Source organism: Acinetobacter sp. YH1901134 (genome assembly GCF_013416965.1).
Classification (GTDB): Bacteria; Pseudomonadota; Gammaproteobacteria; order Pseudomonadales; family Moraxellaceae; genus Acinetobacter; species Acinetobacter amyesii.
Window position 1 is genome coordinate 1 of the sequence record NZ_VPEW01000016.1, and the last position, 22,045, is coordinate 22,045.

20 protein-coding genes are annotated in these 22,045 nt (G+C 41.2%); 15 read left to right on the forward strand and 5 right to left on the reverse strand.

All coding sequences use genetic code 11. The annotated features are described in order from the left end of the window. Window positions 1-304, reverse strand: a 304-nt coding sequence (locus tag FTV50_RS13985) for a type II toxin-antitoxin system RelE/ParE family toxin (RefSeq protein ID WP_180024769.1), incomplete at its 3' end; no start/stop codon positions are given. Between the two features lie 157 nt (window positions 305-461). Here FTV50_RS13985 and FTV50_RS13990 point away from each other — a divergent pair. The 9 genes from FTV50_RS13990 (at window position 462) to FTV50_RS14030 (ending at window position 9,960) form a co-directional block, all read left to right on the forward strand. Next, window positions 462-911 (forward strand): hypothetical protein, encoded by a 450-nt coding sequence (locus FTV50_RS13990; protein WP_180024770.1) that lies wholly within the window; start codon window positions 462-464, stop codon window positions 909-911. Window positions 912-1,378: 467 nt separating this feature from the next. Further along, complete coding sequence (locus FTV50_RS13995) at window positions 1,379-1,921, forward strand: hypothetical protein (RefSeq protein WP_180024771.1); 543 nt, start codon at window positions 1,379-1,381, stop codon at window positions 1,919-1,921. Window positions 1,922-2,389: 468 nt separating this feature from the next. Then, window positions 2,390-2,650, forward strand: a complete 261-nt coding sequence (locus FTV50_RS14000; RefSeq protein WP_180024772.1) for a helix-turn-helix domain-containing protein — start codon at window positions 2,390-2,392, stop codon at window positions 2,648-2,650. A gap of 796 nt (window positions 2,651-3,446) precedes the next feature. Then, window positions 3,447-4,673 carry an SfnB family sulfur acquisition oxidoreductase gene (locus FTV50_RS14005; protein ID WP_218950748.1) on the forward strand — a complete coding sequence of 409 codons (1,227 nt, stop codon included), beginning with the start codon at window positions 3,447-3,449 and terminating at the stop codon, window positions 4,671-4,673. An 11-nt stretch (window positions 4,674-4,684) separates the two neighbouring features. After that, window positions 4,685-5,908: an SfnB family sulfur acquisition oxidoreductase gene (locus FTV50_RS14010; protein WP_180024774.1), complete on the forward strand. Its 1,224-nt coding sequence runs from the start codon at window positions 4,685-4,687 to the stop codon at window positions 5,906-5,908. Beyond that, window positions 5,908-7,344: an LLM class flavin-dependent oxidoreductase gene (locus FTV50_RS14015; RefSeq protein ID WP_180024775.1), complete on the forward strand. Its 1,437-nt coding sequence runs from the start codon at window positions 5,908-5,910 to the stop codon at window positions 7,342-7,344. The genes FTV50_RS14010 and FTV50_RS14015 overlap by 1 nt, the downstream gene beginning before the upstream one ends. Before the next feature lie 64 nt (window positions 7,345-7,408). Further along, a complete protein-coding gene (locus FTV50_RS14020; RefSeq protein ID WP_180024776.1) occupies window positions 7,409-8,239 on the forward strand; it encodes a MetQ/NlpA family ABC transporter substrate-binding protein in 831 nt (276 codons plus the stop codon). A 10-nt stretch (window positions 8,240-8,249) separates the two neighbouring features. Then, window positions 8,250-9,320: a methionine ABC transporter ATP-binding protein gene (locus FTV50_RS14025; RefSeq protein ID WP_180024777.1), complete on the forward strand. Its 1,071-nt coding sequence runs from the start codon at window positions 8,250-8,252 to the stop codon at window positions 9,318-9,320. After that, complete coding sequence (locus FTV50_RS14030; RefSeq protein WP_180024778.1) at window positions 9,301-9,960, forward strand: methionine ABC transporter permease; 660 nt, start codon at window positions 9,301-9,303, stop codon at window positions 9,958-9,960. The genes FTV50_RS14025 and FTV50_RS14030 overlap by 20 nt, the downstream gene beginning before the upstream one ends. A 139-nt stretch (window positions 9,961-10,099) precedes the next feature. Here the strand turns inward: FTV50_RS14030 and FTV50_RS14035 are convergent, their stop codons facing one another. Continuing rightward, a complete protein-coding gene (locus FTV50_RS14035) occupies window positions 10,100-11,800 on the reverse strand; it encodes an NAD-dependent malic enzyme (protein ID WP_180024779.1) in 1,701 nt (566 codons plus the stop codon). Window positions 11,801-12,200: 400 nt separating this feature from the next. On the opposite strand from FTV50_RS14035, the gene FTV50_RS14040 reads away from it, so the two are divergent. Next, on the forward strand, window positions 12,201-13,412 hold the full coding sequence (locus FTV50_RS14040; protein WP_111885501.1) for an iron-containing alcohol dehydrogenase: 1,212 nt from the start codon (window positions 12,201-12,203) through the stop codon (window positions 13,410-13,412). 245 nt (window positions 13,413-13,657) lie between these two features. After that, a complete protein-coding gene (locus FTV50_RS14045; RefSeq protein ID WP_180024780.1) occupies window positions 13,658-14,620 on the forward strand; it encodes an alpha/beta hydrolase in 963 nt (320 codons plus the stop codon). A 21-nt stretch (window positions 14,621-14,641) separates the two neighbouring features. On the opposite strand, the gene FTV50_RS14050 is transcribed toward FTV50_RS14045, so the two are convergent. Continuing rightward, on the reverse strand, window positions 14,642-15,823 hold the full coding sequence (locus FTV50_RS14050) for a transcriptional regulator (RefSeq protein ID WP_180024781.1): 1,182 nt from the start codon (window positions 15,821-15,823) through the stop codon (window positions 14,642-14,644). A gap of 221 nt (window positions 15,824-16,044) precedes the next feature. Between FTV50_RS14050 and FTV50_RS14055 the strand changes: the two genes are divergently transcribed. Continuing rightward, window positions 16,045-17,556, forward strand: a complete 1,512-nt coding sequence (locus FTV50_RS14055; RefSeq protein ID WP_180024782.1) for an aldehyde dehydrogenase family protein — start codon at window positions 16,045-16,047, stop codon at window positions 17,554-17,556. Between the two features lie 242 nt (window positions 17,557-17,798). Continuing rightward, window positions 17,799-18,290, forward strand: coding sequence for a hypothetical protein (locus tag FTV50_RS14060; protein ID WP_180024783.1), 492 nt, complete (start codon window positions 17,799-17,801; stop codon window positions 18,288-18,290). Between the two features lie 191 nt (window positions 18,291-18,481). On the opposite strand, the gene FTV50_RS14065 is transcribed toward FTV50_RS14060, so the two are convergent. Further along, a complete protein-coding gene (locus tag FTV50_RS14065) occupies window positions 18,482-19,087 on the reverse strand; it encodes a 2-hydroxychromene-2-carboxylate isomerase (RefSeq protein ID WP_180024784.1) in 606 nt (201 codons plus the stop codon). Between the two features lie 50 nt (window positions 19,088-19,137). Next, window positions 19,138-19,881 (reverse strand): SDR family oxidoreductase, encoded by a 744-nt coding sequence (locus FTV50_RS14070; protein ID WP_180024785.1) that lies wholly within the window; start codon window positions 19,879-19,881, stop codon window positions 19,138-19,140. A 153-nt stretch (window positions 19,882-20,034) separates the two neighbouring features. Between FTV50_RS14070 and FTV50_RS14075 the strand changes: the two genes are divergently transcribed. After that, the gene (locus FTV50_RS14075; RefSeq protein WP_180024786.1) at window positions 20,035-20,613 is read left to right on the forward strand and encodes a TetR/AcrR family transcriptional regulator; all 579 of its coding nucleotides are present in this window, start codon (window positions 20,035-20,037) and stop codon (window positions 20,611-20,613) included. 308 nt (window positions 20,614-20,921) lie between these two features. After that, complete coding sequence (gene ribBA / locus FTV50_RS14080) at window positions 20,922-22,043, forward strand: bifunctional 3,4-dihydroxy-2-butanone-4-phosphate synthase/GTP cyclohydrolase II (protein ID WP_067765588.1); 1,122 nt, start codon at window positions 20,922-20,924, stop codon at window positions 22,041-22,043. The last annotated feature ends 2 nt before the right edge of the window (window positions 22,044-22,045 follow it).

Genomic DNA, 22,045 nt, shown 5'->3' on the forward strand with positions numbered 1-22,045 from the left:
CCTTCACGAGTTGGCGCAGAATGGCGGTTTCTTTATCCGTTAGATTATCTTTTACAGATTTTGGATAAGCCACCAAGAAAAAGATTTGATCATCCTCATTTACCCAATAGTAAATTACTCTGATACCGCCACTTTTGCCTTTATTACCTTGAGCACAACGTACTTTTCGAATGCCACCGCCATTCTTGATTAAGTCACCTTTATCTGGCTGAACCAATAGATCTTGTTGAAGTTGACGATATTCCTCATCAGATACAAGGTCTTTGATTTGCTTGGTAAAGATACTGGTTTCAATGAATAACATAGATTCTTTGTACGTCAATGGCGTACAAGTATTCTAGCAGTTTCCACATTAAAAAACGAGAGCTGCTGCCCTCGTTTCGTATAACCGCCATTATGTTAAATGGCATTAAAATTAAAACAGAGATACTCTTATTTTTTAATTTTAATGTGAATTTCAAATGCGTGAAGATATTGAGCTTCTACTAAGCTTTTCAAAAATGTTTGATAGAATTAGTAATGCTGAGGTAATACAACAAGATAAAGAAAAAATTCTTACGGATTTTTTGAAAGCATACTATTCCGATATGTATGAAATCGAAAAATTACATTTAGGCGATGAATTTGATAAAGCAGACAAGAAATCTTGTATTAATTTCAAAAGAAAAATTTTTGAAAAATATTGGCATAATCATGAATCTTATTATGAGCCTTGTTCTTGTGGAAATAATGCATCTTTTGACTGGGGGAAAGTTTCTAATATAAGTTTTTTTGAAAAGGGAGATGATTTTCAACAGCTTTACTTAATATCAGTTACTTATTGTGATGATTATAAAGATAAAAGAATTTATATGGTTGAATACAAAGATGGAAAATTAGGAATTCAACACCAGTTTTTTGAAGTTATTTAAACTTAAGATTTCCTAAAATTAACATAATACACGTTATACGAAGTTAAAAAATTGAGGCTATAGCCTTAATTTTTATCTTTTTTTAAATAAAAAAAGCCCAACAGGATGTTGGGCTTTTTCGTATGAGGTAGTGTAAGGTATAACTCCTGTCGTACCTATCTTCCATGTTTTAGAACTTATCATTTTTGTTTTTGTTTTTGTTTTTGTTGCGGAACTTCCTATTCCTGATGTACTTAGAATAGATGAGTCCTTAGCTCTGAGATAAGGGTGATCTGCCCCAATACATGCACGCTCATGCTTACAGATCAAATTTCGTATATAGCTATTATGCTAAATAAACGGCTAATTTTTATTTTTTACAGATATATTTCACTAAGTTTATTAGCTGGCCTTATTAGAAATAATTTTTCAACTCTTCCTTTAAGGTTTAAAATTCATCCCACTATTTTAATTTTGGTAAAATCAAGTTGAAAAAAATATTAATTATCAGCTTTTTATTTTCACTCTCAGGTTGTGCAACTGTGTATAAAGTGAACGATTCCATTCTTAATCAAGGTAGTCGATATAAAGAACCGGCATCTGGAAAAACAGCTAATGTACGAGTTTTTTATGGAATAGGAAAAAAAATATATATTTATCCAAATTCACAGACTAAAAAAGAATTATCAAAAGATAAGGATGGAGGATTAGCTTTTACAAGTGTTAAAACTCTGGGATTCCAAAAATTTGAATACGCACCTAAAAGTTTAAATATGCCTTATGCACCTCAAAGTGCAACTAATTTTGGAGAGTTTAAAGTACCAGCAGACAGACCTGTAATAGTACAAATGACCTACGGCTATAAGGAAGGTCAAAGATACGAATCCTGTCCATTCAGAATGTTTAAAGTTACATTCGAAGAAAGTAAGGATTATGCATTAATTATGAATACAAATTCAGGTTGCACCTACGAATTTTACGAATATAAAAATGGGCAAGCTCTTAGGATGAAAAATATTGAAAAATTATAGTTTTAAATAATTAAGCATCTCTAAAATTAACATAATACACGTTATACGAAATTCTTGAAATTTTCCTATAAGCATCAATATCTTAGTCAAAGCCGTTCCAGGGTTCAGCGCACTGGAACGGCTTTTTTGTGATTTTTCACGTTCCACGCCTGTTCTTTAATCAAAGTTCCACATCTTTGTGTAGTTTCATTTAACCCTAAAGCAGAAAAAAATGTCCAGATAAAACAAGAATAGATGTCCAAGTAATTATTGATTTTGCATCAAGAGACAGGTTAGCCTAATTCTAAAAAATATTGAAAATACTATACACATATGAGCTCCATTCAAATAATTTAAGGCAAAATCGAACCTTATTAATTCAATAATATTCAAAAATCACTATAAAAAAGTTTGCTATATAGCGAATATTTGCCATAATTTATAAAAAGTTCGCTATATAGCAAACAAATTTCTAAGGTTAAAATTGATATGGCTACAAGAGAAGAAATAGGTAAAGAAATACGTTTGGCAAGAAAAGCTCTGGGCTATACACAGAAAAATCTTTCAGAAAAAACGAACATCAATAAAACAACAATTTCAGAGATAGAAAATGGCCACTTTACAGGCTCATTTAGCATATTTGAATGTGTACTTAATGCAGTAGGCCTGCAATTTGAAGTGGATAAAAAGAAGTATAAATTTCCGCAGTGGGATGAAATTGAAACAATGTTTGCGGAAGATGATGAATAAAAGTTTAGCGGCTTAGATTATCAGTCGAAGTGCAACAAAGATGAATTTTTAGATAAGAAAGTAGAAAGGCTATATTTATACGTCTTACGCCAAAAGGCAAAATAGAAATCGTAATTCCAGATCGTATAGCCTCAACACCAAATTATACCAATCAGTAAAACCCCCTTAGATTCAGTATGTATGTGTCTGTTATTATTGTTGATTATCACAATAATTTTAGTGACCAAAAACCAAAGTACCTCACCCTACTTTAAGTTACACTACATAAAATAAAGACTTTATATAATTGTTATATATAGGATTTATTAAAATACAATTTATGTAATTCGAGATATTTTATGTCGGTGACTATTGCCAAGGTTGGGGTCGGGAGTTCGAGTCTCCTTTCCCGCTCCAAATTCAAAAAGCCCTCATCGAAAGATGGGGGCTTTTTTATTGCAGATTGAAAAACATTTGAATCAATTTATAGCCCTTTTTTTAATCTTTGCATAGCTCTATGATATTGAGCATCTATTGGAGTTCAAGCTGATTGATCACCATTAATAAAAAGTATTAAAAAAAACAGCTAAGCCCCTGTCTTAGATATATTATTTTTAAAGTTGAATATCTACAAAGTTGCTAACACCAGATTTTCATCATCAATCCTCTTGTTGTTTTTCCTACATCTATTGTTTTAAATCAAACACTTATTTTATCAAATTTGCATATTTTTTATGCAGATTAAATGCTAAACAGACATTTTGCTAAGTTAAGAATAATCCATCATTTAAAAAATCCCGCATTTACGAGTAGCGTTTTGATATCTATTAAAGGTGTCATTATGTCTCATTTAATCTCTGAAAATATTCATGTTATTGAAAATGACTTAGAAGCAATCCATGCAGCGTATCATGTTGCCGATTTTGCTTTGGAAGGTCGAAATGAACGTGATCAGAACCGCCTGCTGCCTTTTGCAGAAATCGACTTATTCAGTCAAAAAGGCTTAGGTGGCATTCGTATACCCAAGCAATTTGGCGGTGCCTACGTGTCGAACAAGACACTGGCGCAGGTTTTTCGCATTATCAACAAAGCAGATTCTAGCGTGGGCCAAATTCCACAAAACCAAATTGCCTTGCTGTATATGATTGACCTCATGGGAACGGATGAACAAAAAGCCTTTATTTTTAATGAAATTTTACAGGGAAAACGTTTAGCCAATGGTGGCCCAGAGCGCAATACCAAAGATACCAAAACCTTAAATACTACGCTGCGCATTGAAAATGGAAGGTATGTTGTTAATGGTGAAAAGTTCTATTCAACCGGCAGTAGTTTTGCAGATTGGTTGGCGATTAAAGCCGTTCACCCTGAAGGTCATGTTGTCCTGACCATCATTGATCGACATGCTACAGGCGTAGAAGTGATTGATAACTGGAATGGTTTTGGTCAGCGCACAACATCAAGTGGCACCGTCAAACTAAACCATGTGGTAGTAGACCCCCTATTAATTTTTGATGAACGTAAGCTTTCTGCAGGGCCAACGTATCGCGGTGCCTTTTCACAATTGATGCAAGTCGCGATCGATGTCGGGATTGCAGAAGCTGCCTTTGCAGACACCCTTTCTGCGGTACAAAAAGCCCGTCCGATTGTGGATGCACAAGTTGAGAAAGCCAGTTTTGAGCCCTACACCCTACAAGAGGTGGGTAAATCTGCAGTTTTATTGGATGCTGCGATTTTACTTTTAGATGAAGCCGCAGATTACCTCGATGAATTAGATCAGCTTGATCAGGTGAGTGAACAACAAGCCGCTCTAGCTTCGATTCGTGTCGCTGAAGCTAAAATCTATGCCAATGATGCAGCCTTACAGATCTCTGAAAAACTCCTTGAATTAGGCGGCAGCCGTGCAAGTTTGAGTGCCCATAACCTTGATCAACACTGGCGCAATGCCCGAGTACACACCTTACATGATCCTGTGCGCTGGAAGCTGCATACCTTAGGCGACTATTACTTAAATCATAAATTACCTGCACGCCATGCGTGGATTTAAGGAGAATTCTGATGACCTCATTTCCAAATATTAATTCGCTACAGGCCATATCAACAACACCTGCGCATATTATTCAGTCCGATGCAGAAGCACTTGAAATTGCAAAACAATTAGCCGAACAATTTAGAAAAAATGCCGTGCAACGTGATGCCGAACGCATACTGCCGTTTGATGAAATCGAGGCCTATAGTCAATCTGGTCTCTGGGCAATCACAGTTCCCAAGGCATTTGGCGGTGCCGAAGTTTCAAGTTATACCGTGGCGCAAGTGATTGCGCTTATGAGTGGTGTAGATGGCTCAATTGGGCAAATTCCACAAAACCATTTTTATGCATTGGAAGTATTACGAAACACCGGCACAACTGAACAAAAGCAAAAGCTTTATGCCGAAGTGCTTGCTGGCGCTCGTTTTGGCAATGCCTTAGCCGAGTTTAAAACCAAAACCGCTGCGCAAAAACAAACGTCGATTAGCCCTCATGACAATGGTTTTGTAGTGAATGGTGAAAAGTTTTATTGCACCGGCAGTTTATTTGCGCATCGTATTCCCACATTGGTCAAAGACCCTGATGGTCGTGAATATTTAGCCTTTATTGCACGTGAAAGTGCAGGTCTAGAGTTGATCGATGATTGGACAGGGTTTGGACAGCGCACCACGGGTAGCGGCTCTGTAAAATTTCACCAAGTTGCAGTTCCTGCCATAGATGTCATTCCCTTTGATCGGGCATTTACGGAGCCGACATTGGTTGGGCCATTTGCGCAAATTATGCATGCTGCGATTGAAGTCGGTATAGCCCGCGCAGCCTTTGAAGAAAGTTTGAGCCGCGTACACCAAGCTCGACCATGGATTGATTCAGGTCTTGATCTTGCAAGCGAAGATCCTTTAACCAAATACGAACTCGGTCGCATTGCCGCAGATGTTCGCGCCAGTGAGGTCTTGCTGAAACAAGCCGCTCGTGCCATCGATGCTGCTCGCCCACAGCCCAATGCTGAAAACATCGCAAAAGCTTCTCTAGATGTCGCGAAAGTGCGTGCGCATAGTACTGAAACCGCACTGAAAGCGGCATCAAAATTGATTGAGCTTGCAGGCAGCCGTGGCAGTCAGCGTGAAGATGGTCTAGATCGATTTTGGCGTAATGCACGTGTCCATACCTTGCATGATGCAGGGCGTTGGAAATATTTTTTCATTGCCAATTACCTCCTAAATGGCGTATTACCCCCACGTCGAGGGACCTTGTAATGAGCCAAATCACCACAGCAGATACCCAATCACATTCTGCCAAGAAAATTTTACTGAATGCCTTCGACATGAACTGTGTCGGCCATATCAATCATGGCTTATGGACCCATCCACGCGATGAGTCACACCGCTTTAATGAACTAAGCTATTGGACCGATCTTGCCAAAACCTTGGAGCAAGGGCTGTTTGACGGGCTATTTATTGCGGATATCACCGGGGTCTATGATGTTTATGAAGGCAATATTGATCTCACACTTAAAGAGTCGATCCAACTGCCGAGCCATGACCCCAGCACCCTGATTTCTGCAATGGCTGCGGTCACTGAAAACTTAGGTTTTGGTGTAACAGTCAATTTGAGCTATGAAACGCCTTATCAATTTGCACGTCGATTTGCCAGCCTAGACCACCTGACCCAAGGTCGAATCGGTTGGAATATCGTGACTGGATATCTAGACAGTGCAGAACGCCTCATTGGGCAAAAAGGCCTGAAAGATCATGATCTACGCTATGAACAAGCTGAAGAGTTTTTGCAGCTTTGCTATAAGTTTTGGGAAGGCTCTTGGGAAAATGATGCGGTTCAAAAAGATAAAGCACATCGCATTTTTAGTGACCCCAAAAAAGTACATGCCATTCAACATCAAGGGAAGTTCTATCAAAGCCAAGGGGTATTTCAAGTTTCCCCTTCGATACAGCGCACCCCTGTGTTGTATCAGGCCGGTGCTTCACCACGTGGCTTAGCTTTTGCCACACAACATGCGGAAGGTATGTTTATCGGTGCAGACAGCGCAGAAAAAGTTAAAAATCAGGTACAAAAAATTCGCAGCCAAACCGCAGCGCAAGGTCGTGACCCACAAGCCATCAAACTCTTTGTAGGCATTACGGTAGTGACTGCAGAGACCGATGAGCTCGCCCAAGAGAAATTGGCTGAATACATTCGCTATGCCAACCCTGAAGCGGGACTGGCACACTTTTCCAGCTCGATTGGGATGAATCTCGCCAACTTTGCAGAAGATGAAGCCATTCCATATCAGCAGACCAATAGCATCGCATCGGTCAATCAAAAATTTAAAGAGCAAAAAATTACTCGCCAAGATTTGCGTGCTCAGCACGTTCTAGGTGGGCGTTATCCGCTCTTTGTTGGGAGTGGCGCCAACGTTGCAGAACAGTTGATTGATTATTTGGATGAAACTGGCATCGATGGATTTAATCTGACTCGCACCGTTGCACCTGAGTCACATCAAGATTTTATCCGTTTGGTCATTCCTGAATTACAGCAACGTGGTCGCTATAAAACTGCGTATGACACTGGCAGTTTAAGGCAAAAACTGTTTCAACAAGGTGACCATTTAGCGACGACACATCCCGCTCATCGCTACCGATGTCGCACTTCCGACACATCATCTCAGGCAGCACTTAAAAACGTTGAGACAGCATAAGCTGCAATTAAAAAACAATATTTTAGACAAAAAATTTAATTATTTCGAAATATAGAGGTGTGCCATGGCACAAACAGCAAAATCTAAATTCACACTGATTGGTGTGATCGTGGCCATCTTGGTGATTGGCTTAGTTATTTGGAATCAACAAAAGAAAAGTCATCAAAGTGAATTGGTGATTGGGATTAGCCCATCTTTTGCTAAACCCTTACAAGTCGCTGCAGATGAAGCCAAGCAGCAAGGGCTGAACGTGAAATTGGTGGAATTTTCAGACTGGAATACCCCAAATATCACCCTAAACCACGGCGATATTGATGCGAACTTTTTCCAACATCAGCCGTTTTTAGATAATGCAAAAAAAGAAACGGATTTTAAAATCAAAGCCTTTGATGTCGGTGCTGCAACCCATGTCGGACTGTATTCAAAAAAGTATAAAAACTTTGCTGATTTACCCCATAAAGCCAAAGTGGTGGTTCCAAATGATCCTGTCAATCAGGGCCGTGCCTTACAACTGCTACAGCAAGCCAAGCTCATTGAACTGAAACAACCAGATAACTTTTTATCGACTTTAAATGACATTGCAGCGAATCCTAAACAGCTTCAATTTATTGAGGTGGAAGGCCCTCAAACGGCACGTGCAATTGATGATGTCGATCTGGCTTTTGGCTATCCACATTATTTACGTCTAGCAAAAACTGCCGATCCTGAAAATGCCTTACTGTTTGACTCCAATACTGACAAGCGTTTTGCCATCTTATTTGCCGTACGTGATGACTATGTCGATCGTGACGATAAACTGCGTAAATTTGTCGATATTTATCAAAACTCACCTAAAGTTAAACAGGCATTGGACGCAGATTTTGGTGCAAAACTGTGGTTCCCTGGTTGGAAATAAGGAGTCGCTCATGGTGAGTTTCGGTTCATCGGTTGAATTTGCCGTCCCGCATATCCAAATCAAAAATTTAAATAAATTTTATGATGTGCAAGGACAGCAGGTGCATGCCTTAAAAGATATCAATCTGAATATTCCACAAGGCAAAATATTCGGCATTATTGGGAAAAGCGGCGCGGGTAAATCTTCGCTGATTCGAACGCTGAATGGCTTAGAACAAATCAGTGATGGCAGTATTCACATCCATCAACAGGAATTATCTCGCCTAAATCACGCAGAGTTGATTGCTCTGCGTCAACGCATAGGCATGATTTTTCAGCATTTTAATTTGATGTCTGCCAAAAGCGTGTATGACAATATCGCGCTGCCCCTTAAAATCGCCAATTTCAGTCAAGCCGATATCGCTCAGCGAGTGAATGAAGTGCTGAAGTTGGTAGGTCTTGAAAATAAAGCAGCGCACTACCCTTCTCAACTTTCGGGCGGGCAAAAACAACGTGTTGGGATTGCACGAGCGTTAGTTCATCATCCAGAAATTTTACTCTGTGATGAAGCGACTTCTGCACTCGATCCAGAAAGTACTTCTGTTGTGCTGTCTTTGCTTAAAGAAATTAATCAAAAGCTCGGTATCACCATTGTGTTGATTACCCATGAAATGCAGGTCATTCGAGAGATTTGCGATCAGGTTGTGGTGATCGATCAAGGCGAAATTGTAGAAGCAGGACAGGTTTGGAAAGTGTTTTCTACGCCTCAACAGCAGATCACACAAGAGTTACTCAACCTTGAACAACTTGATTTACCAAGCGACATTCAGCCACAACCGTCAGATTCAAATGATCAAATCATTTTAAAATTACGATATGAATCGACACTACAACAGTCGCCTGACTTAAAGTTTATTTTTGATCAATTTCAGGCGCCAGTACATCTGTATCAAAGTCATATCGATAGTATTCAAGGGCATTTAATTGGCTCGTTGATTGTTGCTGTAGACCACAGCCATTTAGAGATCAACGCCTTATCTGAACAACTTAAACACCATATCGCACAGATTGAGGTACTTGGCTATGCACGATCAACTCATTGATTTACTGATTAGTGGAACCATTGATACTTTACTGATGGTCGGCGTTTCAGCTTTTGTGGCCTTTCTGATCGGTCTGCCTTTAGCAGTCGTATTGGTGTGTAGTGCTGAGCACGGGATTTATCCTTCAAAAAGCCTAAACCACACCCTAGGTTGGCTGGTCAATATTACCCGTTCGGTGCCTTTTCTGATTTTAATGGTGGCGCTCATTCCGCTCACGCGCTTTATCGTGGGCACCAGTTATGGCGTTTGGGCCGCTGTCGTGCCTTTAACCCTTGCGGCCACGCCTTTTTTTGCACGCATTGCAGAAGTAAGCTTACGTGAAGTCGATCAAGGTCTGATTGAGGCTGCTCAAGCCATCGGCTGTAATCGCAAACAAATCATTTGGCATGTGCTACTCCCTGAAGCACTTCCCGGCATCGTCGCGGGCTTTACTGTGACCTTGGTGACCATGATTAATTCTTCTGCCATTGCAGGGGCTATCGGTGCAGGTGGTTTGGGGGATATTGCTTACCGTTACGGTTATCAACGCTTTGATATACAAATCATGCTAGCAGTGATAGTGGTCTTGGTCGCAATCGTGATGCTGGTTCAAGCCTGTGGAGATCACATTTCCAACCAATTGGATAAACGCAAAATTTAAAGCGACCCTCACGATTATTTTTCGTATTTCTTAGAACAAAGCGTGTCGCTACACATAAAAAAATACCCTAATCTGGATTAGGGTATTTTTTCGATCCGATGCAAAATCGATTCTGTTCAATCAGCATCTTTAGACCAAATTAATAAGTCACACGGACATAATCACGATATTCAGGTTTCCAGAAATTCTCTTCAATGGCCTGTTCTAGTACTTCAATGCTGACATTTGGCGCAACACCATCAGCAATCGCAGCTAATGCCACTTTCAATGCGATTTTCTTCGAAATATCCTGTAAATAATCCAAACTTGGCAATAAATCGGCATTTGGATCTGCCAATTTTGGTGAACAGTCTGCCAACGCCGTACTCGATGCCATCAGCATATTTTCAGTCACACGTTTCGCCCCAGATGCAATCACACCGAGACCAATCCCCGGGAAAATATAGGAGTTATTACACTGTGAAATCTGATGAATCTTGCCATGATAATTCACTGGTGCAAATGGACTGCCAGTCGCAATCAGGGCCTTACCTTTGGTCCACTCGATAATATCTGCAGGCACCGCTTCGACACGCGATGTTGGATTAGACAGTGGCAACACAATAGGCTGTTCACAATTCGCAGCCATCTTTTCAATGACCTCTTGGCTAAACAGTCCCGGTTGTCCCGAAACACCAATCAGTACCGTAGGTTTGGCATTTTTCACCACATCCAACAGTGAAATCATAGATTCGGCATCAGCCCAATGAGCAACGTTATCCGGTGCTTGCGCAAGTTTGCGTTGGAAATCTAAAAGATTCGGCTGATTTTCAGTAATTAAACCAAAGCGATCGACCATAAACACCCGCGCACGCGCTTGAGCATCGGTTAAACCTTCCGCCACCATTTGCTTGATGATCTGCTCTGCAATCCCGCAACCTGCTGAACCTGCACCTAAGAATGTGACGATTTGATCTTTGAGCTGCTTGCCTGCTGCACGTGATGCCGCAATTAAACTTCCGACAGACACTGCTGCTGTTCCTTGAATATCATCATTAAAGCAGCAAATTTTATCGCGATATTTTTCCAATAAAGGCATCGCATTTTTTTGTGCAAAGTCTTCAAATTGAATCAGCGCTTTTGGCCAACGTTGTTGAATGGCTTTAATCACGTCATCGACAAATTGATAATATTCTTCACCGCTGATACGAGGCTGACTCCATCCCATATAAATCGGGTCATTCAACAGCTGTTGGTTATTAGTTCCGACATCTAAAGTAATCGGCAATGTATAAGCTGGACTGATCCCACCACATGCGGTGTACAGTGACAACTTACCAATCGGAATCCCCATCCCCCCAATGCCTTGGTCACCAAGACCAAGAATACGTTCACCGTCCGTAATAACGATCACTTTCACGTTCTTTTTATTCACGTTATGAATAATTTGGTCAATATGATCACGGTCAGGATATGAAATAAAGATCCCACGATGACGACGATAAATGTCCGAGAAGCGCTGACAAGCCTCACCCACTGTTGGTGTATAGATGATTGGCATCATCTCACTGAGGTGGTTTTCAATTAAGTGATAGAACAGCGTCTCGTTGGTGTCTTGAATATTACGCAGGTAAATATGCTTATTGATATCACTATTAAATGCACAATATTGCTGATAAGAACGCTGACTTTGCTCTTCAATGCTTTCCGTGACGTGTGGAATTAAACCGTGCAAATTAAAGCTCTTACGTTCATCTTCATTAAACGCAGAGCCTTTATTTAAAAGTGGGAGTTCTAAAAGTGTATTTCCGGCATAAGGAATATATAAAGGACGTTTCGTTTTCAAATTTTCACTAGGCATTATTTAACTCGTTTAATTAATCTTTTGTTTCGCACTGCAAAAAGCGAAATGCACAAAAGTGACTATCTCGTTATTTGTTATAGCCTATCCTGATTCGAGCGCTTTGGGGCATTTAGTAAATTGATAGTAGTTTTAGTTAGATTTTATAATCTGATAACTCGATCATGCATCCAATCATCGCAACGCCTATTTTGGCTTAAATGTATACGACTTTTAGCGAATCTTAGAAAATAACAAAAATAATTAATGATTAAATTTCAATCAATTAAATAAGTTCAATACAAAGCCCTAAATTTGGTAGGTCTTTGGTAGGTGTGAATTTAAAACATCCCTCGCAATACTCAGTTTAGGTGAGTATCACCCATAACAAATGACAATGAATGGTAGAAGGAATCGCACCATGGCTTTTAAAAATATTGCAGATCAAACAAACGGTTTTTACATCCCTTGTGTTTCACTTTTTGGTCCCGGCTGCGCTAAAGAAATTGGCGCAAAGGCGCAAAATCTTGGCGCTAAAAAAGCGCTCATTGTGACCGATGCCGGTCTATACAAATTTGGTGTGGCAGACACCATTGCCGGGTATTTAACTGAAGCTGGCGTAGAAAGTCACATCTTCCCGGGCGCAGAACCCAACCCAACTGACACCAACGTACATAGCGGTGTAGATGCCTACAATGACAATGGCTGTGACTTTATTGTCTCTCTCGGCGGCGGCTCTTCTCATGACTGTGCCAAAGGCATTGGCTTAGTGACTGCGGGTGGTGGCCATATTCGTGACTATGAAGGCATCGATAAAAGTACAGTCCCAATGACTCCACTCATTGCGATTAATACCACCGCAGGTACGGCATCAGAAATGACCCGTTTCTGTATTATTACCAATACCGACACCCACGTTAAAATGGCGATTGTCGATTGGCGTTGTACGCCTCTTATCGCCATTGATGACCCGAAACTAATGATTGCAAAACCTGCGGCGCTCACTGCAGCAACCGGTATGGATGCATTAACGCATGCGGTCGAAGCTTATGTTTCTACAGCAGCTAATCCCATTACCGATGCTTGTGCTGAAAAGGCCATTGCAATGATCAGTGAATGGCTCAGCCCTGCCGTCGCCAATGGCGAAAACCTAGAAGCACGTGATGCGATGAGCTATGCACAGTACTTAGCAGGGATGGCATTTAACAATGCATCTTTAGGTTATGTCCACGCGATGGCGCACCAACTTGGCGGCTTCTACAACTTGCCACATGGCGTATGTAATGCCGTGCTGCTACCACACGTTTGCGAATTTAACCTGATCGCCTGCCCTGACCGCTATGCACGTATCGCACAGCTCATGGGTGTGCCAACCGACGGTTTAACGGTGACTGAAGCGGCTTATGCAGCGATTGCAGCAATCCGTGAACTCTCTGCTTCGATTGGCATTCCATCGAGCCTTTCTGAACTCGGTGTGAAAGAACAAGACCTCAGCATCATGTCTGAAAATGCACAAAAAGATGCCTGTATGCTCACCAACCCACGTAAAGCAACTCATGCTCAAGTGGTTGATATTTTCAAGGCAGCGCTTAAAGCCAATGCCTCTGTGGTCGACTTCAAAGCGGCCGTTTAAGTTAAGCCCTTAAAGGTCTTCATGTTTAAGTGACCTAAGTGCCTACATTACCCTTTGAGTTTAGTGATGTAGGTCAACTGAATCCATTTCACGTTTTATTTCAGGGAAGCGACTATAGATTGGTCGCTTTCATACTGAGGTCACTCTTTTTTAGTCGGTAAAACAGCATCGATTATTCATTTGACAAAAGCTCATGACTCATCAAGGATAAAGCATAATGTCCAATAATATTAATGAGTATAATAATGAGCCATTCACCAATTCAGTATCAGCCTGACATTTTGGGCGCAGGCTATGAACAAGCCACGCTGACCTTCCCGGATGATTATGAAGGCCCAGTGGTTGCCACACTGGTTCGCAAAAAAGCCACGGCTCCTACCTCCAAAGCGGTGCTCTATATCCATGGTTTTATCGATTATTTTTTCCAAACCGAAATGGCGGAACGCTTCAATCAGCACGGTTTCGACTTTTATGCCTTAGATTTAAGAAAATATGGTCGCTCAATCCGCCCGCATCAAAAATACTATAATGTGCATGCACTGTCTGAATACGATGCCGAAATAGATCAAGCCCTAACGATCATTGCTGATGAAGGTCATGATGCCTTGCTGCTCTGTGGTCATTCTACCGGTGGCTTAACCACCACTTTGTATGTGGCGCATCATCAAAATCATCCTTTAATTCAAGCCCTTTGGGTTAACAGCCCATTTTATGATTTCAACATGAATCCAGTGAAACGCGCACTGGGTATTCCACAGCTGAGTAAATTGGCAAAAACCTTTCCCAATTTAAAATTTCCAAGTGAACTGAATAAATGGTATACGGCGAGCCTACATCAAGATTTAAAAGGTGAGTGGGACTTTAATTTAGACTGGAAAAAAACTCGCTACCCAATGGTATATATCAGTTTCGTCCGCAGTATTTATGAAGCTCAAAAGGAAATTCATCAAGGTGTGAAGATTGATGTGCCAGTATTAGTGATGCATTCACATCAAACTAAAAATCCCAAAAAATGGGGTAAAGCAGCGCAGACCAGTGATGTGATTTTGGGTGTAAAAGATATCCAAAAATATGCCAAGAAAATTCAAGGCGATGTCACCATTCAAACCATTCACAATGGCTTGCATGATTTAGTACTTTCGGAAAAAACCGCGCGAGAACAAGTCTATACCCAGCTCTTTGAATGGCTGGCCAATAAAGGCCTTTAATAGCCTGAATCACATTGCAAATTAATGTTTTAGTTTCAACAAAGTCTGATGTACGGGATGTGATCTCGGCATCAGCTCAATCAGGCGTTCAACCGCATCGATAGCTTCAGGAAAACGCGCGACATGCTTGAGCAGAACATCTGTTTCCTTGGCATTAAAAATCGCTTGGCTCAATCGTGACTCAAGACAATCACGCCATGCCCCTAAAAATGGGCTTTCAGTTTTAGCCAAGAAAACCCCTGAACACAGTTTTAATGCAGAATCGAGATAACCTGCATCTAAAGCTTGCTCGGCTTGCAAAAAATCGGCTTCGACTTGTGCCAATAAACGATAGGGACGTGAGCCTAGCATGCCGCCCAAAATATCGCGTAGCTGCGACATTTCCGCTTTTAAAGTCCCAACACTCACCTTGCGTTCACCATATAAGGCTTGATGCAAAGTATCTAAGGTCATGCCTTGTGGACATAGCGCCAAGATGGTCAAAATTTCTATTTGCCGCGGGGTCAGCACCATCACTTTGCCATTAAATAACACTTGCGGCACAGCAAAGGCCCGAATATACAAATGCTGTTTTTGAAAATCGAGTAAAGCCGATTGAATAATCGAAGCGCAGCGTTCGGCCGCAAGTAGCCCTAAACTATTGTGGTTTTTCCACACGGTGGATAAATCAACCACGCCCAAAATTTGCTGCGTATGTGGATCGATAATCGGTGCTGCATAGCAGACCCATTCATGTACTGATGGCATGTAATGTTCATTTGAAAACACACAACTCGACTGCTGAGTTTTTAAAGACAACGCTAATGCATTGGTGCCGACCAATTCTTCGCGCCATTGCCCACCTGCAATAAAATGCACACTTTCCGCAGCACTTTGCATTTGCCGACTCGACGCACTCCAAATAATCGTGCTACCCACATCGCCCACGGCAAGTACCATCGACGACTGTTCGGCAATGTGTTTTAAATCTTCGGCACAATGTTGCAACGCATGATGCAATGCCGACTGTTGTTGACTTTGAGGGCTTAAATTTACCAAAGGCGCAGCACTCCGATTTTCCGGAATTTCCGCCTGCGCCGATCGCTGCCAAGAACTCGCAATGCTCTCATTCAATTGCGAGGTTTGCTGCTTTGACAGACTCATGCCCTGCCTTAACCGTTCGACATTCTGTCGTTTTTCAGATAAATCCTTCTGTATCATCATTCATTATTCTCACAACAATTCATGACTAAAAATCCGTTTCCCGGCTTTTGTTTTTAAGACTGAAAAAAAATATTGTAAACCTTCTTGTCTCCAACCTTTTTCCAACCTTATACAAGCTATGCTAATCAAATAATGTACAAAAGTACCTTATACCAAAGCTGTAGATTGCCACAGATAGGCAGCCCAACAAGATCATAATAAACAAGCAAAGGAAAATTCATATGCGTTATGTCGATCCTAATCAACCCGGTTCAAAAGTTCAGTTTAAAGCTCAGTATGAAAACCTGATTGGTGGCCAATGGGTCGCGCCAGTGAAAGGTGAATACTTTGAAAATATCTCCCCTGTAGACGGTAAAGTTTTTACCAAAGTGCCACGTTCTTCTGCTGAAGATATCGAATTGGCTTTGGATGCAGCGCATAAAGCTAAAGCCCAATGGAACGCCTCTTCCCCAACGACACGCTCAAATATTTTATTAAAAATTGCCGATCGACTTGAAGAAAACCTAGAGCTCCTTGCAGTTGCAGAAACATGGGACAACGGTAAACCGATTCGTGAAACCTTAGCCGCTGATATTCCACTGTGTATCGATCACTTCCGTTATTTTGCCGGCTGTATCCGTGCCCAAGAAGGCGGCATTTCTGAAATTGATGAAAATACCATTGCTTACCATTTCCATGAACCACTTGGTGTGGTCGGTCAAATTATTCCGTGGAATTTCCCAATCTTGATGGCGGCTTGGAAACTTGCTCCAGCATTGGCTGCGGGAAACTGCATCGTGTTGAAACCTGCGGAGCAAACGCCTGTCAGCATCTTGGTCTTGGCTGAACTCATTCAAGACCTACTCCCACCGGGCGTGCTGAATATTGTGAATGGTTATGGTGTTGAAGTCGGTCGTCCACTAGCGACCAACCCACGCATCTCAAAAATCGCCTTCACAGGTTCAACCGCTGTCGGTCAAATGATCATGCAATATGCGACTGAAAATATCATTCCTGTGACTTTAGAACTTGGCGGAAAATCACCGAACATTTTTTTTGAAGACATCATGGACAAAGATGATGAGTTCCTTGATAAATCGCTCGAAGGTTTTGCCATGTTTGCGCTGAACCAAGGTGAAATTTGTACCTGTCCTTCACGTGCATTGGTACAAGAAAGCATTGCAGATCGATTCTTGGAAATGGCGGTTGAGCGTGTCAAACGTATTAAGACCGGTCATCCTTTAGATACCGACACCATGATTGGCGCACAAGCATCTCAAGAGCAGCAAGACAAAATCTTGGGCTGTATCGCGACAGGTAAAAGCGAAGGTGCTCAGCTGATTACTGGTGGTGACCCTCGAAATGAAGTCGGAACAGGTTTCTATATTGAACCAACCATTTTCAAAGGCACCAATGACATGAAGATTTTCCAAGAAGAAATCTTCGGCCCTGTGCTTTCAGTAGCAACCTTTAAAGACTTTGATGATGCCATTAAAATTGCCAATGACACCATTTATGGTTTAGGTGCAGGGGTTTGGTCGCGTTCAGCGCATACTTCATATCGTGCGGGTCGTGCTATTCAGGCAGGTCGTGTATGGACAAACTGTTATCATATCTACCCTGCACACGCAGCATTCGGTGGCTACAAAAAATCAGGGATCGGCCGGGAAAACCACAAAATGATGCTTGATCATTATCAACAAACCAAAAACTTGTTGGTGAGCTATGACACCAAACCAATGGGCTTCTTCTAAGCAGCGTTGAACAATACATGAGATAAAAAGCGAACTTCGGTTCGCTTTTTTGTTAGAAGCCTCTTCAATGAATTCATTAAAATTTCTTTTAAAAAGCTGCAAATTTTCTTATGCTTGCTAAACAAATAACTTTATTAATTAAAAATATTTAAATAGCTATGAAATATTGTGTCTCCTGTGGAGAAAAAGCATTAGTACAACATCACTTTTGTAGTGCCTGTGGTCATTCATTTGGTGATCAAGTGTCAGACAAACCTAAGCAAGCACGTTATCCCGCATTTGTGCCCAACCAAGATGATATTTCGACCTATGAACATCATCTCAAATACTTAAACAAATTAAGCTCTTTCCAAAGCAAAGTATTCTATCTTTTCTTCTTTGGTGCTTTCGCGGTCATGTTTTTTACTTTCACAAGTGTATTTTCAGGTTGGGCGTCTGTTTCCAAAGCATTTGAATCTATATGGCTATTTCCTTTTTGTATCATCAGTTGTATTGCCATAAAATTTACAAGTTTGGACTATTGGCTTGCTAAACAAATTTATGGTCGAAATTATCGTTATAAAGACAATGGATTAAGACTCGTTTACCAAGAGCTACCAAGCGCTAAAAATCATAAAGATGAATTTATCTGTATCTTTTGCGGCAATAAACGATTCTTTCGTAAAGGTATTTATGCAAGCGATTCATGCACCGTAAATTGCACCAAATGTCAGCATTATTTATATACGGAATAAAGCTTAAGTTTTTTAAGTTAGTACGCCAAAAATAAGACTCAATACAAATGAAAGCTGAGTAAAAGTAGATGTAAGTAAGACAATCAGCCATGATCCATTCTATAATTTTACTTACATCTACAATGACTTCTGCATTCCCGTCCTAAAACTGGTGCTCATATTCAGTAGCATTCACTCAAGTATTCGTCCAATTAGGCTGATCGTGATGAAGCCTGTAAAGCCGCCTCAACAAAATGTAAATGATCGACACCCCAATACAATTCATCATCGACAAACCAACTTGGCGCGCCAAAAACACCCCGTTCAATGGCTTCTTCGGTAATAACTTTAAGCTCAGACTTTACTTTTTCATCTTCAAGCCATGATTTAACTTGCTCTACATCCAATCCAAGCTCCTGCATCAATTGAATTAATTCATTGAGATCATTTAAATTGCGTGGCTGACCAAACATTGCGTTAAAAATACCCGTCAGTACATTGAGAAATACTTCAGGCTGAAATAATTGGACTGAGGTTATCAAACGCATCAACTGCAAAGTATTGATCGGAAAATACGGATTCATCTGTACGGGTATCTGCCATAACTTTCCCCAACGTTGAAGATCAATCATGGAATAACGTGCCTTCGCAGGTACCGCCATTGGGCTACTATTGCCTGTGGCTTTAAACACTCCACCGAGTAGCATCGGCTTCCAAATCAGCTCGGCTTGATACTGCTGCGCAATCTGTTGAATGCGATGAAAACCGATATAGCTATATGGGCTGCCGACATCAAAATAAAATTCAATGACTTTCATTTTTTTTCGTCCTTTTTTTGTTTATTTTCCTAATATTCTTAAATCAGTGCTTACCAATGTTCCATCCATGGTCGCAGATCTAATTCATGCGTCCATGCATCTCGTGGTTGCTGTGAGAGATGCCAATAATTTTCTGCAATATGTACTGGATTTAAAATACCATCTTGCTCTTTTTTAGCATAAAGATCAGGGAACGTATCTTTAATAAAATCGGTATCAATTGCACCATCAACCACCACATGCGCCACATGAATATTTCTTGGCCCTAGTTCACGTGCCATGCTTTGTGCCAAGGCACGAAGCGCATGTTTTGCTCCAGCAAAAGCGGCAAAGCCAGCCGCACCGCGCACACCTGCTGTTGCGCCAGTAAAAATAATCGTGCCTCGTTCACGTGTCACCATGCGTTTTGCCACTTCCCGACCAGTTAAAAAAGCCGAGAAACATGCCATCTCCCATATTTTGAAATATTTACGTGCGGTTTCTTCCAAAATACTACAAGGGACGTTGGCACCAATATTAAAGACCATCACCTCAATCGGGCCAATGTTTGATTCGATATGCTCGATGAGTTCAATCACTTTCTCTTCTTTTCGAGCATCAGAAGCAAAACCATAGGCTTTACCACCCAGTTGTTCAATCTCATCAATTAAAGGCTGTAATTTGTCTGCATTCCGACGTGTCATACAGGCAATATAACCCTCCCGGGCAAAACGCTTGGCAATTTCACCGCCGGTTGCATCACCTGCACCAATCACTAAAGCGACTTTTGCTGAAGTCTTGTTGATTTGTTGCATAGTCTCACTCCATTGCTGTTTTATTTTTATTCCACGCTCATTTTATTTACGCGTCGGTTTTAAACCACACTTTATTAAATAACGATCGTTACTATAACAAATACTATGTTATGATTAATTTATCGTCAATCATAATTTTTTAGGGTCATGCACATGCGCTATAAACCCGAATACAAACAACAAAAACGACAAGAATTGCTCAACATTACGGGGCAAATTGCGAAACAAAATGGCTTTGCTGCAACAGGTGTGGATGGATTCATGAAAGCCGCTGGCGTCACCAGTGGCGCCTTTTACTCACATTTTTCGTCTAAACAAGAGCTACTTAAAGCCTTAATTGAACATGAGTTACAACACAGTTTTGATATGTGGCAAAGCAACCCGCATCATAATGCAGCCGACTGGATTAATTTTGAATTAGATCGTTATTTAACCCCTTCCCACCTTGAACATCCTGAACAAGGCTGTGTTTTGCCGACACTTGCGACCGAAGTAGCTCGTGCAGATGACACGATTAAACAGGCCTATGAAAAGGAATTACTGCGCGGTCAGGCTTTATTTAGTCAGCATCTCGGTAGCGAAGAACATGCTTGGGCCATCATCTGCCAACTTGCCGGTGCCATTTTAATTGCGCGTGCAGCCGCAGATCCACATTTGCAAAAAACTATTTTAAATGCCAATAAGATGATGATTCGGCAATATTTAGAGAGCCATGTGGCTGCATCAACGTGATTGATTTTTATGTGACAGTTCATGGAGTTAAAGACCGACAGTTTTCCGACAAACTGTTCATCTCTTTCATTTGAATTATTTAAAATCTGTATAAGCTTACCCATTTTTATGCTTTTCAAGTGTTTAAAGATTCAGCATAAATGGCACAATTCAAATAAAGTCCTCTTTTCAAGGTTCTGACGACTGTGTATAACAATGAGCCATTAAAGGAAAATGATAAGCATAGGCAAAGAACGCAAAAAAACGTTAGACTATGCAACAATCAATGCAAGTAAATGTCATTCGAGACAAAAAAAAGGTGAAGATTGATGCCGCTCAATACTGTTGAAGAGCTCGTAGCTGATATTCGTGCAGGAAAAATGGTCATCCTGATGGATGATGAAGATCGTGAAAATGAAGGCGACCTTGTTATCGCTGCGACCCACGTACGCCCTGAAGATATCAACTTCATGATTACGCATGCGCGTGGTCTTGTGTGCTTAACGCTCAGCAAAGAGCGTTGCCAACAGTTAAATTTACCACTCATGGTTGATGCCAATGGTGCGCAGCACGGTACCAACTTTACCTTGTCTATTGAAGCAGCAAATGGCATTTCAACAGGCATCTCACCTGCTGAACGTGCGCACACCATTCAAACAGCGGTAGCTGCACATGCTAAACCAGCTGACATCGTACAGCCAGGCCATATTTTCCCGCTGATGGCACAGCCTGGTGGCGTCCTTCACCGTGCAGGTCATACTGAAGCAGGCTGTGATTTATCGCGTTTAGCCGGCCTAGAACCCGCATCTGTGATTTGTGAAATCATCAATGAAGACGGCACTATGGCGCGTCGCCCAGACCTTGAAGTGTTTGCTGAAAAGCATGGCTTAAAAATGGGAACCATTGCAGATCTGATTCACTACCGCATGACCAATGAACAAACGGTTGAACGTCTAGACCAGCAAACACTAGATACAGAATACGGTACATTTGAATTGTTCCGTTACCGTGAAATTGGTAATCCAGACATTCATTTAGCCCTTGTGAAAGGCGAACCAAAGCAAGGCGTGACCACTGTACGTGTACACGGTTTCAGCCCAGTTCGTGACTTATTAAAACTGAATAAACAAGATGGCGCTCCAGCGTGGAATCTCGATAAAGCACTCAAAGAAATCGCATCCAGCGATCGTGGTGTTTTAGTGTGGATTGGTCAGCGTCATTTACAGGACTTAGGCCCTGCTTTAGAAAATTTAACTGCACCGAAAAATGTTAAATCCAATGCAGCACTGTCACAGCAGTACCAAACCATTGGTGTTGGCGCACAAATTTTACGTGATTTAGGCGTGGAAAAAATGAAGCTTCTTAGCTCGCCATTACGCTTTAATGCACTATCAGGCTTTAACTTAGAAGTGGTGGAATACATCACCGCAAATCAAACATCAGAGAAATAATC

Excerpts from the sequence above, each read along its gene's own strand:
- FTV50_RS13990 (WP_180024770.1), top strand. The coding sequence starts at position 462 with ATGCGTGAAGATATTGAGCTTCTACTAAGCTTTTCAAAAATGTTTGAT.
- FTV50_RS14000 (WP_180024772.1), top strand. The coding sequence starts at position 2,390 with ATGGCTACAAGAGAAGAAATAGGTAAAGAAATACGTTTGGCAAGAAAA.
- FTV50_RS14010 (WP_180024774.1), top strand. The coding sequence starts at position 4,685 with ATGACCTCATTTCCAAATATTAATTCGCTACAGGCCATATCAACAACA.
- FTV50_RS14015 (WP_180024775.1), top strand. The coding sequence starts at position 5,908 with ATGAGCCAAATCACCACAGCAGATACCCAATCACATTCTGCCAAGAAA.
- FTV50_RS14020 (WP_180024776.1), top strand. The coding sequence starts at position 7,409 with ATGGCACAAACAGCAAAATCTAAATTCACACTGATTGGTGTGATCGTG.
- FTV50_RS14025 (WP_180024777.1), top strand. The coding sequence starts at position 8,250 with ATGGTGAGTTTCGGTTCATCGGTTGAATTTGCCGTCCCGCATATCCAA.
- FTV50_RS14030 (WP_180024778.1), top strand. The coding sequence starts at position 9,301 with ATGCACGATCAACTCATTGATTTACTGATTAGTGGAACCATTGATACT.
- FTV50_RS14035 (WP_180024779.1), bottom strand. The coding sequence starts at position 11,800 with ATGCCTAGTGAAAATTTGAAAACGAAACGTCCTTTATATATTCCTTAT.
- FTV50_RS14040 (WP_111885501.1), top strand. The coding sequence starts at position 12,201 with ATGGCTTTTAAAAATATTGCAGATCAAACAAACGGTTTTTACATCCCT.
- FTV50_RS14045 (WP_180024780.1), top strand. The coding sequence starts at position 13,658 with ATGAGCCATTCACCAATTCAGTATCAGCCTGACATTTTGGGCGCAGGC.
- FTV50_RS14050 (WP_180024781.1), bottom strand. The coding sequence starts at position 15,823 with ATGATGATACAGAAGGATTTATCTGAAAAACGACAGAATGTCGAACGG.
- FTV50_RS14055 (WP_180024782.1), top strand. The coding sequence starts at position 16,045 with ATGCGTTATGTCGATCCTAATCAACCCGGTTCAAAAGTTCAGTTTAAA.
- FTV50_RS14065 (WP_180024784.1), bottom strand. The coding sequence starts at position 19,087 with ATGAAAGTCATTGAATTTTATTTTGATGTCGGCAGCCCATATAGCTAT.
- FTV50_RS14070 (WP_180024785.1), bottom strand. The coding sequence starts at position 19,881 with ATGCAACAAATCAACAAGACTTCAGCAAAAGTCGCTTTAGTGATTGGT.
- FTV50_RS14075 (WP_180024786.1), top strand. The coding sequence starts at position 20,035 with ATGCGCTATAAACCCGAATACAAACAACAAAAACGACAAGAATTGCTC.
- ribBA (WP_067765588.1), top strand. The coding sequence starts at position 20,922 with ATGCCGCTCAATACTGTTGAAGAGCTCGTAGCTGATATTCGTGCAGGA.